This is a genomic window from Gracilimonas tropica DSM 19535 (genome assembly GCF_000375425.1).
Taxonomy (GTDB): Bacteria; Bacteroidota; Rhodothermia; order Balneolales; family Balneolaceae; genus Gracilimonas; species Gracilimonas tropica.
This window is the reverse complement of sequence record NZ_AQXG01000003.1, coordinates 368197-380369: the sequence shown is the minus strand read 5'-3', so window position 1 is coordinate 380369 and position 12173 is coordinate 368197. Positions and strand designations below refer to the sequence as shown.

Genomic DNA, 12173 nt, shown 5'->3' with positions numbered 1-12173 from the left:
AGTAGCAAAAAAAAAGCCTCGTTATAATCATAACAAGGCCTTTAGAAAATTTCAGGCAATGCTGATCAATTAGCTGCCAACATTCCTTTCATCTTTTGAGCTTTCACAAATTGACTGCTTTCAGGGTATTCTTCGATAATTTGATCAGCCAATTGACCGGCTTTTTCAAAATTACCAGCTTCATAATAAGCTTGTGAGGCCTCAAATAAATTAGAAGGGGTGGTTACATTATTTTCCGACCACTCGGCAGCTTCAAGGAATTTTTGAGCAGCTGCTTCATAGCTCCCGTTGGCAAGTAACAATTTCCCATGGAAAGTAAGGGGGCCTACACCCAGGATGCCTTCAGGTATTTCAAATTCTTCGATGTATGTCAACGCAGTTTCAACATCACCCAGTTCAAAACTTGAAACAGCGGCGTAATAGTTGGCCATGTTTCCGGCTTTTGTCATGGGGAATTCATCAGCGATCTGATCAAAGCCATATGTGAGGGCTGCATCGTCTCCGTAAAGGGCATTTTCGTACTCTGCATTGGTGTAATAATTCTCAGCAATGGCAAGATATTCCTGAGCCTGAGTCTCCTGAGAAGATGAATAGGCTTGCCAGCCAAAGAACCCTCCAACAATTACAACGAACGCAACCAAGGTTGCTATTACAGTGGTCTTGTTCTCATTATAAAAAGCATTTAAGCGATTGAAATTCTCAATCAGCGGATCTGATTCTAATTCTTCTTTTGAAAGCCGTTTAGACATAATTTTTAATTGATATAGCTGTGATTTTTTAAGGCTGTAAAAATAGGACTGTTTTCGGACTTCCCAAAACGTTAAAGTGGTTTCAGGATACCTTTTTTAAGATTCAGGATACGGTCAGAACGTTCTGCTATTTCCTTTTCATGGGTAATGAGCAGCACCGAAACCCCAACAGCATCCCTAAGCTCAAATAACTGGTCAAGAATTATATTGGTATTATCTTGGTCCAGGTTTCCAGTGGGTTCGTCAGCAAGAATGATCTTGGGATGATTCATAAGCGCCCGGGCCATGGAAACTCGTTGTTGTTCTCCCCCTGAAAGTTCGGTCGGTCGGTGATTTTTTCTACCTTCAATACCAAAAAGGTTCAATAATTCCTGGGCTCTTGCAAAAGCTTCTTTGTTGGAAGTTCCTGCAATAAGAGCGGGCATAGCCACATTTTCTAAAGCAGTAAATTCCGGTAACAGGTGATGAAACTGAAACACGAAACCTATGTACCGGTTTCGGAATTCCGCAAGGTCATCTGATTTATATTCTGTGATATTCTTTCCACCCCAGAATACATCTCCACGGTCTGCGGTATCCAATCCTCCAAGAATGTGAAGTAAGGTGCTTTTACCACTTCCGCTGGATCCTACAATAGAGGTGATACTGCCTTCCTCGATCTCAAGATTTAATCCCTGCAACACATGCAATTCATCTTTGCCTTGTCCGGCAGGAAAACTTTTGTAAAGGTCTTTGGCCTCTAAAACAATCTTTTTCTCAGCCATTATTTAATTCCTTGAGGATTCTAGTCCCGGATAGGTCACAGGTTCAATATGAACGCACCGGCCGGTTTCTACATCCACTTTTGCAAATGCTCCACAAAGCTGGTTATCTCCTTTGGCGGCCTGATATTTTTGGTGAACGCCGGTCATTAGCCGCTTGATGGCTACTTTTTTGTCCATCCCAATCACAGAATTGAATGAGCCGGTCATGCCGGCATCGGTCAGGTAGCCGGTTCCCTGCGGTAGAATTCGCGCATCGTTGGTTTGCACGTGTGTGTGCGTTCCAACCATCACGGAAGCTTTGCCATCAATATGCCAGCCCATGGATTGTTTTTCGGCGGTAGCTTCGGCATGGAAATCCACAAAAATGATATTGGTCTCTTCTCTGATCTTTTCCAAAGCCCATTCGGCCGCAGAGAATGGATCATCTATGGCGTTCATAAACGTTCTTCCCTGTAAATTCAGCACGCCTACTTTGAGGCGCTCTTTATTGGGAACCGGGAAAACACTGAATCCAAGTCCTGCATTACCTTTTGGATAATTAAGGGGGCGGAGGATGTGATCGTGCTCACGCATGTAGTCGAACACTTTCCATTTATCAAAGGAATGGTCGCCTCCGGTTACAACACTGACCCCAAGTTCTAACAAGTTTTTTATGATGTGCCGATTCGTTCCAAAACCTTCATGGGAGTTTTCTGCATTAGCGATCACAAAGTCGGCATCATATTTCTTGATCAGACTGGGAAGAAATGTATTTACCATTTCGATACCGGGGTCGCCAACAATATCTCCTACAAAAAAAATGCTGATTGTATCAGCCAAAATGGACTCCTGCTATTTATAAGTGCTTTATTCTTTAATTTCTGAAAGTAACCGTTCAAGGCTGTGATTTACCCGTTCCATGAGGACTTCTTCACTGTTCTCAAGCTCACTCTTGGCATTTCGTGCTTCGAATAACTCTTCAGCTATACTGAGGGCAGCTAATACCATTACCGTAGACTCAGGTTGTTTCACCAACTGTTGACGATAAGTTTTGAACCGCTCATCCACGAACTTGCAAATGCGCAGCATCGCTTCTTCTTCATGATCTTCTACTTTCAGCGGGTATTGTTTTCCTAAAATGGAAACTTTAATAGATTTCATGAGTCAACTCCCAGGTGATGATCGATCTTTTGAATGAGTCCTTGCACATGCTGCCGTAAAGCCAAACGCTCGCTTTCACTTATAGCAGAAAAAATATCGGTTTGCTTTTCGTGCTCTTCTTCGAGCTTAGCCTTTAATTTGGCGTTGTCTCGTTTGAGCTCACGAATTTCCTGTTTAAGTTGTTCAACCTCGGTGCCAACTTCATCCAGCAGCCGCCTGAACTTATCACTTTGTTGTGCAAGTTTATTCATACGTTATCGAGATTAATTACCCTCTGAGTTTAGCTGAAAATTCCTTTTCAAGGGATTTAACTATACGCTGAATAATAGGTTCTACTTGTTTGATATTCAAGGTTTTGTTGCGATCAAGAAATTGTAGCCTGAAGGCCAGACTTTTGTTCCCTTCACCGATTGATTCACCTTCAAAAACATCAAATATATCAATGTCTTGCAGTTGGTCGCCGGCTTTGTCTTTGATCACTTCCATCAGCTCTCCGGCGGACACCTGCTGAGGGACAATCACTGCAAAATCGAATTCAAAAGCCGGGAATTTGGGCACCGACTGGAAGGTGTGAGGCGGAATCACTTTAAGCGCTTCAGCAATGTCAGAAACTGACAGCTCCGCTACAAAGGCTTCCTGATCAAAATCGTAGGCTTTCTTGAGGTCATCGCCCGGAACAAACAACGAACCGATCTCAACATCTCCCCAGTAATAGGTAAGGGTAGTCTCGTTTTCAGCTTTTGCGGAAATATGATCGATCAAATTCAGTTTGGTGAAAAAAGCATTAACGAGCGCTTTAAGGTCAAATACGGAATAAGATTCAGCCTCTTTAGACCAGGTATCCTTGTTTTTTAACCCAGCCAACCCAAAAAGTACATGCACTTCTTCTTTGATGCCCTTATAGTAGCTTCCTTTTTCGTCTTTATTGAACACATGTCCCAATTCAAAAAAGCGAATTCCGGCTGTTTTTCGGTTGAAATTATAGGACGCTGATTTCATAAAACCATGCAAAAGGGAAGGACGGAGTGTGCTGTTATCTTTATTGAGTGGATTTAATGCAGGGATCATATCGTCAAGGTCTCCGTAAAGGGCTGCGTCTTTTTCTGAGATCAGCGAGTTGGAATAAATTTCCCGAAGTCCAAGCTGTTGAGCCGTCTCACGAATTTTCTGATTCAATTTCTCCCACTCATTGATGGGCTCAGATGAAACAAAAATTCCATGTCCGGGATAAGGAATTTTGTTGTAATCAAACAATCGCCCAACTTCCTCGATCAGGTCCACTTCTCGCTCAAGATCAGGGCGGAAGGTTGGGATCTCATAGGTGATGGTGTCTTCATCTCTGGAAACTTCATTCAGCTCCAGGCCATCCAAAATGTTAGCAATCGTTTCGATCTCGAAATCAGTACCCAGCAATCGATTTACATAACTTTTGCGAAGCGTGAGTTCATGCGTTTCTGTTTTGGTGGGATGAATGTCGATGGTTTCATCTGAGATTGTTCCACCAGCCAATTCTGCAATCAACTGAGCGGCTCGTTCCGCAGCAATGGCTTGTAAATTAGGGTCAATTCCGCGCTCAAAACGATAGGAGGCATCAGTTTGAAGCGATTGCTCTTTTGCCGTTCTGCGGATAGAACCCGGATCGAAATACGCGCTTTCGATGAGGATGTCGGTGGTGTCATCGTTGACTTCAGAATCCACTCCACCCATAACGCCGGCAATAGCAACGGGACCTTCTCCATCACAAATGAACAACGTGCCCGGAGAACATTTTCGTTTTACATGGTCCAGCGTTTCAAATTCAATTTCGTTGTCAAAATCTTTAACAACGATTTCTTTTCCGCGGATCGTAGTATAATCAAAAGCATGCAGGGGCTGACCCAGTTCCAGCATCACAAAATTGGTTACATCGACCACATTATTCACCGGCCGCACTCCGATTGCCTTTAGCTTATTTTGCAGCCAGCGGGGCGATTCTTTGATTTCCACACCTTTCACCATTTTACCTACATAGCGGTGACACTTATCTGTATTCTTAATTTTTATGGTGATGTCATCCGAATCCTCAACGACTTTCCCGGATGGAATTTCAGGCTTTTTCAGTTCCAGATTCAATGCTGCAGATAAATCCCGCGCAACTCCCAAATGACAAGTGGCATCCGGCCGGTTTGGTGTGATGGCGATATCAATAATCGTATCCTGATAAAGATCGAAGATCTCAGATATAGGGGTTCCCACTTTTGGATTTCCTTCTAAAACCATGATGCCGGAATGGTCGGTGCCAAGGCCCAATTCGTCTTCCGCACAGATCATCCCTTCAGAAACTTCCCCGCGTAATTTGGCTTTCTTGATCTTCAGGAATGAGCCGTCATCCAGTTTGATTGGCAGGGTAGAGCCCACGGTTGCTACGGGTACTTTTTGTCCGGCTGCCACATTTTTTGCTCCACATACGATCTGCGTTTTGGAATCGCCCAGGTTTACATCGCAAACTTGAAGCCTGTCGGCATTGGGATGTTCCCGAACTTCGAGTACTTCGCCGACTATCACGCCGTCCAGCGAGCTGCCGTATTCTTCGATCTCTTCGACTTCAAGTCCAATGAGCGTTAATTTTTCTGCGGTTTCTTCCGGTGAAAGCGGAAGGTCAATAAATTCGTTAAGCCAGTTGTAGGATACTTTCATTTAAAGAGAGAGCGGTGTTTAATTAAACTGTTCTAAAAAGCGTACGTCGTTTTCGTAAAAGGTACGGATGTCATCAATTCCGTGACGCAGAATCGCAATGCGTTCCACACCCATACCCCAGGCAAATCCGGTGTATTTTTCAGGATCTACGCCGGCATGTTTGAATACATTGGGATCTACCATTCCGGAGCCCAGAATTTCCAGCCACTTTCCATCTTTTTCAGATCCCCACCAAACATCCATCTCTAAACTGGGTTCGGTGAAAGGGAAGAAACCGGGACGTAACCGGTATTTTACATCCGTTCCAAACATAAGTTTGGCAAAAGTGATAAGCGTTTCCTTTAAATCGGCTACGCTGACATTTTCATCCACGTAAAGCGCTTCAACCTGGTGAAACAGGAAATACGATTTCGGGGATACCGCTTCATTCCGATATACACGTCCTGGCATAATAGCACGAATGGGCGGTTTCGTATTTTCCATCAATCTGATTTGAACCGGGGAAGTATGTGTTCTAAGCACTAAATCCTGCATATCAGGATCGTCACTTTTCCGGATGAAAAAGGTGTCCTGCTCATCTCGGGCGGGGTGATTGGGAGGGAAGTTCAGCGCGGTGAAGTTGTGAAAATCATCTTCGATCTCCGGACCATCTGCAATGGTAAAACCCAGCCGGTAGAAAATAGATTTCATCTCTTCAAGCGTTTGGGTGAGCGGATGCAACGAACCCAGAGGCCAGGAAGGTGGAGTGAGCGTGATATCATCACGGGCACTCAGGTCTTTGGTTTGGTCTTGTTCAAGCGCCAGTTTGGCATCTTCAAATTTTGATTCAGCCAATACTTTTACCAGATTCATGGCCTTTCCCACCTCAGCTCGATCTTGTTTTGGAACTTTGCCCATGTTTTTGAACATAGACTGAACTTTCCCATTTCGGGAGAGGAATTCCAACCGGAATTCCTCAAGCTGATCCTGGTTAGTGATCTTGAATTGTTGAATTTCTTGTTCTAAGACTTTGATGTCATCAAGCATAGATGCTTTATCTAATTGTGAGTATGTGCGTTCCAACGCGGAGCGTGTGGAACGAGAACGAAGTATGTTATAAGGTATATTATTGTGACTGTGTCAATAAGCTCTTAATTGGAACCAAAACACAATTCCCAAAAATAAAAAAACCGGTAAACCTTATGAAAAAGATCTACCGGTTTTAGTAAAAATATATGCAATTAAGCAGTGGCTTCCTGAACAATAGCAGCAAACGTGTCTGCATCGTGTACGGCTAAATCTGCAAGTACTTTACGGTTGATCTGCATATCCTTCTGCTTCATCCCGTGGATGAGCTTAGAATAAGTAGTACCGTTCAGTCGAGCAGCCGCATTGATGCGGGTAATCCATAGACGACGGAAATTACGTTTACGATTCTTGCGGTCGCGATATTGGTATAGAAGACCTTTCTCAACCGCATTTTTAGAAATCGTATAAACGTTTTTACGCTTGCCCCAGTAACCTTTCGCTTGATTGATAATCTTCTTGCGACGGCGACGGGAAGCCACCAAATTTAATGAACGTGGCATTTTGTCGTGTGTTTAGTGATTAAAATTTATAAGGGATCTGCTTTTTGATAGACTTTTCATCGGCTTTGTCCACCAATGTGTCTTTTCCAAGCTGTCTCTTAGTTTTACTACTTTTTTTGGTCAAAATGTGACGCTTAAAAGCTTTTTTACGTTTAATTTTACCGGATCCGGTAACTTTAAACCGCTTTTTGGCACCACTGTTGCTTTTCATTTTTGGCATGGAAATCCACCAACTTTTGTGAAAATTTAAAGACTTATAAAATAGGGAGAATTATATCCCTGTGCAACGAAGGAATTAACTTTTGGAAGGGGTTAACATCATGATCATTCTACGGCCTTCCATATTTGGCTTTGATTCAATTTTACCCACATCAGAAAGATCTTTAGCGAGTTGCAAAAGCAATAATTCGCCTTTTTCTGTATAAAGCATATCACGTCCACGAAACTGAACGGTTGCTTTTACCTTATCTCCGCTTTCCAAAAATTCGCGGGCGTGGCGGGTTTTAAATTCAAGATCATGATCGTCCGTATTAGGCCGGAAGCGCAATTCTTTCACAGAAACAGTATGCTGTTTCTTTTTGGCTTCTTTCTCTTTCTTTTTCTTTTCGTACATGTACTTACCGAAGTCGATCACCTTGCAAACGGGAGGGTTTGCTTTAGGAGCAACTTCAACCAGATCCAGATTGTACGATTCAGCAATTTTAATGGCACGATCCACGGATGTGATCTCGTGTTCTTCATCGGGTTTAATTACCCGTACTTTATCGGCTCTGATTTCTTCATTAATTCTTGGGCGATCCTCATTTTTGGGTGGTCGCCGCGAGTAACTTCTTCTTGCGATAGTAACCTCGTTGTTTAGTTAGTCTTTATTTGGTAAAGCTTTTGTTTGAATTTCTTCGTTTACATCTGAAAGAAAATCAGAAAATTTGAAAGTTCCAATATCGCCTTTTTTATGACGGCGAACTGAAACGGTTTCATTTTCGACTTCTTTCGCACCTACAATCAACATATAAGGGATCTTGCTCGTTTCAGCATCACGGATCTTTCCGCCGATTTGTTCGCTTCGGGAGTCAAGTTCTACACGAACTCCAAGTTCTTTCAATTTCTCATAACAGTATTCTGCATATGCATTCTGTTCATCTGAAATAGGAAGAATGCGTACTTGCTCAGGTGATAGCCAAAGTGGAAAATCACCGGCAAAATGCTCAATCAAAATACTGGTGAAACGCTCCATGGATCCAAACGGTGCACGGTGAATAATAACCGGACGGTGTTTCTCATTGTCTGAACCTATATAGGTAAGATCAAACCGCTCGGGCATAACATAATCAACCTGTACGGTTCCGAGCTGCCATTTTCGTCCGATGGCATCCCGAATAATAAAGTCAATTTTTGGGCCGTAAAAACTGGCTTCACCCGGAGCGATAGTATAATCCAGCTCCATCTCATCGGCCACTTCTTTAATTTCTTTTTGAGCGCGATCCCAATAATCGGTGTTTCCACCATATTTCTTTTCATTTTCATCACGGTAGGAGAGGCGAATATCCACCGGCATGCCAAACGTGCTGAATACAAGTTGGGTCAATTCAATGGTGTTTTTGATCTCTTGCTTCAGCTGATCATGCGTACAATAAATATGGGCATCATCTTGAGTAAAGCCCCGAACGCGGGAAAGTCCACTTAGTTCTCCGGATTGCTCATATCTGTAAACCGAACCAAATTCAGCCAATCGCAACGGAAGATCCCGATAACTTCTGAGTTCATTGGAATAGATCCGATGATGATGTGGGCAATTCATGGGTTTGAGCATGTATTCCTCATCATCCACTTCCATAGGATTGAATTGCGAGTCTTTGTAATACGGATAATGTCCGGAAGTTTTGTACAGCTCAATATTTGCTATATGTGGGGTGATAACTTCTTTATAACCACGCTTTTTCTGTTCATCCCGAAGAAAAGCCTCCAGTGTTCTTCGTAAAATGGTTCCATTAGGGAGCCACATAGGCAGGCCACTGCCTACCATATTGTCGATCATGTAAATGCCAAGTTCTTTCCCAAGCTTTCGGTGATCCCGCTTTTTGGCTTCTTCGATGCGGTGTAAGTGTTCCTCAAGCATCTTCTGCTTTGGAAAGCTGATGCCGTAAATACGTGTCAGTTGCTGTTTGTCAGAATCACCGCGCCAATAGGCTCCTGCCAGGCTGGTAAGCTTCACTGCTTTCACATCACCGGTATTGGGTATATGCGGACCTCGACACAGATCGGTAAAATCACCTTGGGTATAAAAAGTGATATTACCGTCTTCCAGATCTTTGATCAGCTCAACTTTATATTCATTTCCTCTTTCTTTGTAGAAGGAGAGTGCTTCTTCTTTAGAAACATTCCTGCGCTCGAATTCGGATTTCTTCCGGGCCATCTCAATCATCTTCTGTTCGATCTTTGGTAGGTCTTCCTGGCTGATCTGCTGTCCTCCAAAATCGATATCATAATAGAAGCCATTTTCGATGGGCGGGCCAATAGCAAACTTAGCTTCAGGATACAGTTCCTGAATAGCCTCTGCAAGTAAGTGAGCCGATGAATGCCAAAAGGTATATTTCCCGTCTTCACTGTCCCAGGTGTTGATGGCAATATCAGCATCTTCGGTAATGGGGCGATCTAAATCTATAATTTCATCATTCACCGTAATGCTAAGGGCAGCACGGGCTAAGCCGGCTGCTATAGATTGTGCAACTTCAAGTCCGGTGACTCCTGATGAATATTCGCGTTGTGATCCGTCGGGTAAAGTGAGCGTTATTTTTTGGTTTGACATTCAGTATTAATTCTCAAAATTTTGATGATCATGGAAGATAAAAAAAATAGTACGTACGCACAGATCAATTCTGCCTATAATCACACTAAAATAACATTGGATTTGCTGGATCAGAAATGGCATATTCGGACGCTAACGTAATTAACATCTACGGTACTACATGAAATTTACCCCCGAAGAAAGCTTCTTCGATGCACAACCTATGTTCGTATGCGAGCAGAGTACGCTAAGAATATTGGATGTAAACGCTGCCGCAATACATATTCTGGGCTTCCCAAAGAAACAATTCTTAAAGAAAAGGGTGATCGACTTTGGGACTGAAAAATCACTTTGTGAACTGAATGTTAAACTGGATTACCGTGATGGAAATTTTGCTGACAAGGTTTGGTTATTTCTATCAAAAGCCGGAAAGGAACTTTATTTTCAACTTTCCGCTCACCTGATCACCTATAAGGCAAAGCCCGCAAAATTGGTGATCGCACATAATGTAACCAAAGCTATAAAGGGGAGAACCGGAAATAAAAAACTTCTTTCCACTCAGCTTGATTTGGGAAATTATCCACTGGCTGAAATTGAATGGGACAAAGATCTTAACATTATACGATGGTCTGAAAAAGCCGAGGAAATTTTTGGGTACACCCAGCAAGAAGTGATTTCTTCAGACAACTTGTTAAAGTCGTTTATACACCCTGATGATATTGAACTTGTTCGTGATAAGATCCGGGAGACCGTTTCGAACAAGGAACGAAATATATCTCACATCAACCGAAATATCACCAAAGACGGGCAAGTTATTTATTGTGAATGGTACAACTCCATAATGTACGATGAAGAAGGCAATCTGGTCGCTATCTATTCTTTAACTCATGATGTCTCAGCCAGGGAAGAAGCTCTTGACAATGCTAAGCGAAGCATGATGAGCTATCAGGATTTGTTCAATTCGATAAGTGATGCGATCTATTTATTGGATAAAGACGGGATCATTATTGAAGCCAATGAAGGGCTCGAAAAAACGTTTGGATATCGGCGCCGTGACGTTATTGGTAAGCACAACAAGATCATGGCCGCACCCGGAAAATATGATGAAGAACGCATCAAGGAGATCATTGAAAAAGCGAGAGATGGAAAGCCTGGAAAATATGAGGGATGGGGCCGTAAGAAGAACGGTGAGATCATACCGACCGAATTTTTGATCAATACCGGTACTTATTTTGGTGAGGAAGTCTTGATCGTGATTGAGCGCGATATCTCTGACCGGAGGGAATCAGAAGAAGCCCTGAAACAGCGGGAGGGATTATTCAGCAGATTGTTCAATTCATCTCCAATTGGCATAGCCCTTCTGAATGAACATCGTGAAGTGGAAATGGTTAATGACGGTTTTGAACAGCTTTTCGGTTACCGGGAGATTGAGCTCAAAGGACTGGAACTGGATAAGCTGATTGTACCGGAAAAACGTCATCAGCAGGCTCAAATGCTTTCTCAGAGTGACCGTGTAAAAGAGGTGACCGAAAAAAGGATCCGCAAGGATGGAAAGATCATTGATGTTATTATTTATGCTGTACCCGTTGTGGTAGAAAAACAAGTGGTTGGCATTTATGGTATTTATGTAGATATAACCGATCGCAAGAAAGCGGAAGAACAGGTTCGGAAATCCCTAAAAGAAAAAGAAATGCTGTTGGCGGAAGTCCATCACCGGGTCAAAAATAATCTGGCCGTCATCACCGGCTTGCTGGAACTGCAATCCTTTTCTGCTGATAATGAAAGTGCACGTCGAATTTTGAAGGCCAGCCAGATGAGGGTGAATTCCATTGCCATGGTTCATGAGAAACTTTATAAAAGTGATGATTTTTCTGAAGTGGATATCCAACAGTATTTTGGGGAACTGACGGATGTCATACACAGAACCATGCGTAATTCTTCTGTAGAAGTTGATATTAAACTCAATATCGATGCTATAAAATTACCGATCACGCAAGCCATTCCCTGTGGACTTCTGCTTAATGAGATCATTACAAACAGCTTCAAACATGCTTTTGACGGCAGAAAATATGGAAGTATAAGAGTTGATCTGATCCGGAAAGAGAACAAACTTAAGCTGAAGGTAGAAGATGATGGGGTCGGCCTCCCCGAACATTCTACATTGGATATCAATGAATCAATGGGAATGACACTTATCAAAACGCTCGCCAAACAGCTTGATTCTGATTTTGAATACCACAGTAACGGAGGTACTGTATTCGAATTTATTTTTAAGAAGACGGTTTTAGATAAAAAATAAAAAAGCCTGTGTAAATATATTACTTACACAGGCTTAAAAGTGCGTTCTGGCAGATTCGAACTGCCGACCTCTACGATGTCAACGTAGCGCTCTAACCAACTGAGCTAAGAACGCGCATCCAGGTATTTGAAGATTCCAAATATAGGCACCTTTTCAGGTTCAATTCAATTTAATCTCAGAATTATTTTGGAC

The 12173-nt window shown here is 42.7% G+C and carries 12 protein-coding genes and 1 tRNA gene; 1 reads left to right on the top strand and 12 read right to left on the bottom strand.

The genetic code is table 11. The features are described from left to right. Positions 1–65: 65 nt before the first annotated feature. The 11 genes from B151_RS0108200 to thrS all read right to left on the bottom strand — a co-directional run bounded on the left by B151_RS0108200 (position 66) and on the right by thrS (position 9703). Positions 66–749: a tetratricopeptide repeat protein gene (locus B151_RS0108200; RefSeq protein ID WP_020403138.1), complete on the bottom strand. Its 684-nt coding sequence runs from the start codon at positions 747–749 to the stop codon at positions 66–68. A gap of 71 nt (positions 750–820) precedes the next feature. After that, on the bottom strand, positions 821–1513 hold the full coding sequence (locus tag B151_RS0108195; protein WP_020403137.1) for an ABC transporter ATP-binding protein: 693 nt from the start codon (positions 1511–1513) through the stop codon (positions 821–823). 3 nt (positions 1514–1516) lie between these two features. Beyond that, positions 1517–2332 (bottom strand): TIGR00282 family metallophosphoesterase, encoded by an 816-nt coding sequence (locus B151_RS0108190; RefSeq protein WP_020403136.1) that lies wholly within the window; start codon positions 2330–2332, stop codon positions 1517–1519. Positions 2333–2359: 27 nt separating this feature from the next. Continuing rightward, positions 2360–2653, bottom strand: coding sequence for a cell division protein ZapA (locus B151_RS0108185; protein WP_020403135.1), 294 nt, complete (start codon positions 2651–2653; stop codon positions 2360–2362). Continuing rightward, positions 2650–2904: a hypothetical protein gene (locus B151_RS0108180; protein WP_020403134.1), complete on the bottom strand. Its 255-nt coding sequence runs from the start codon at positions 2902–2904 to the stop codon at positions 2650–2652. The genes B151_RS0108185 and B151_RS0108180 overlap by 4 nt, the downstream gene beginning before the upstream one ends. A gap of 16 nt (positions 2905–2920) precedes the next feature. Beyond that, positions 2921–5329: a phenylalanine--tRNA ligase subunit beta gene (gene pheT / locus B151_RS0108175; RefSeq protein WP_020403133.1), complete on the bottom strand. Its 2409-nt coding sequence runs from the start codon at positions 5327–5329 to the stop codon at positions 2921–2923. 18 nt (positions 5330–5347) lie between these two features. Further along, positions 5348–6355 (bottom strand): phenylalanine--tRNA ligase subunit alpha, encoded by a 1008-nt coding sequence (gene pheS / locus B151_RS0108170; RefSeq protein WP_020403132.1) that lies wholly within the window; start codon positions 6353–6355, stop codon positions 5348–5350. 194 nt (positions 6356–6549) lie between these two features. After that, entirely contained in the window at positions 6550–6897 is a 348-nt protein-coding gene (rplT, locus tag B151_RS0108165; RefSeq protein WP_020403131.1) for a 50S ribosomal protein L20, read from the bottom strand. A gap of 19 nt (positions 6898–6916) precedes the next feature. Further along, positions 6917–7117 carry a 50S ribosomal protein L35 gene (rpmI, locus tag B151_RS0108160; RefSeq protein WP_020403130.1) on the bottom strand — a complete coding sequence of 67 codons (201 nt, stop codon included), beginning with the start codon at positions 7115–7117 and terminating at the stop codon, positions 6917–6919. Between the two features lie 75 nt (positions 7118–7192). Then, complete coding sequence (gene infC / locus B151_RS0108155; protein WP_071594691.1) at positions 7193–7738, bottom strand: translation initiation factor IF-3; 546 nt, start codon at positions 7736–7738, stop codon at positions 7193–7195. 18 nt (positions 7739–7756) lie between these two features. Beyond that, a complete protein-coding gene (gene thrS, locus B151_RS0108150; protein WP_020403128.1) occupies positions 7757–9703 on the bottom strand; it encodes a threonine--tRNA ligase in 1947 nt (648 codons plus the stop codon). A 160-nt stretch (positions 9704–9863) separates the two neighbouring features. Between thrS and B151_RS0108145 the strand changes: the two genes are divergently transcribed. Continuing rightward, the gene (locus B151_RS0108145) at positions 9864–11981 is read left to right on the top strand and encodes a PAS domain S-box protein (RefSeq protein WP_020403127.1); all 2118 of its coding nucleotides are present in this window, start codon (positions 9864–9866) and stop codon (positions 11979–11981) included. 40 nt (positions 11982–12021) lie between these two features. Here the strand turns inward: B151_RS0108145 and B151_RS0108140 are convergent. Next, a tRNA-Val gene (locus B151_RS0108140) sits at positions 12022–12095 on the bottom strand. Positions 12096–12173 lie beyond the last annotated feature (78 nt).

What these genes read in the sequence shown, in the direction of transcription:
- B151_RS0108200 (WP_020403138.1), bottom strand. Translation starts at nt 749, where the DNA reads ATGTCTAAACGGCTTTCAAAAGAAGAATTAGAATCAGATCCGCTGATT.
- B151_RS0108195 (WP_020403137.1), bottom strand. Translation starts at nt 1,513, where the DNA reads ATGGCTGAGAAAAAGATTGTTTTAGAGGCCAAAGACCTTTACAAAAGT.
- B151_RS0108185 (WP_020403135.1), bottom strand. Translation starts at nt 2,653, where the DNA reads ATGAAATCTATTAAAGTTTCCATTTTAGGAAAACAATACCCGCTGAAA.
- B151_RS0108180 (WP_020403134.1), bottom strand. Translation starts at nt 2,904, where the DNA reads ATGAATAAACTTGCACAACAAAGTGATAAGTTCAGGCGGCTGCTGGAT.
- pheT (WP_020403133.1), bottom strand. Translation starts at nt 5,329, where the DNA reads ATGAAAGTATCCTACAACTGGCTTAACGAATTTATTGACCTTCCGCTT.
- pheS (WP_020403132.1), bottom strand. Translation starts at nt 6,355, where the DNA reads ATGCTTGATGACATCAAAGTCTTAGAACAAGAAATTCAACAATTCAAG.
- rplT (WP_020403131.1), bottom strand. Translation starts at nt 6,897, where the DNA reads ATGCCACGTTCATTAAATTTGGTGGCTTCCCGTCGCCGTCGCAAGAAG.
- rpmI (WP_020403130.1), bottom strand. Translation starts at nt 7,117, where the DNA reads ATGCCAAAAATGAAAAGCAACAGTGGTGCCAAAAAGCGGTTTAAAGTT.
- thrS (WP_020403128.1), bottom strand. Translation starts at nt 9,703, where the DNA reads ATGTCAAACCAAAAAATAACGCTCACTTTACCCGACGGATCACAACGC.
- B151_RS0108145 (WP_020403127.1), top strand. Translation starts at nt 9,864, where the DNA reads ATGAAATTTACCCCCGAAGAAAGCTTCTTCGATGCACAACCTATGTTC.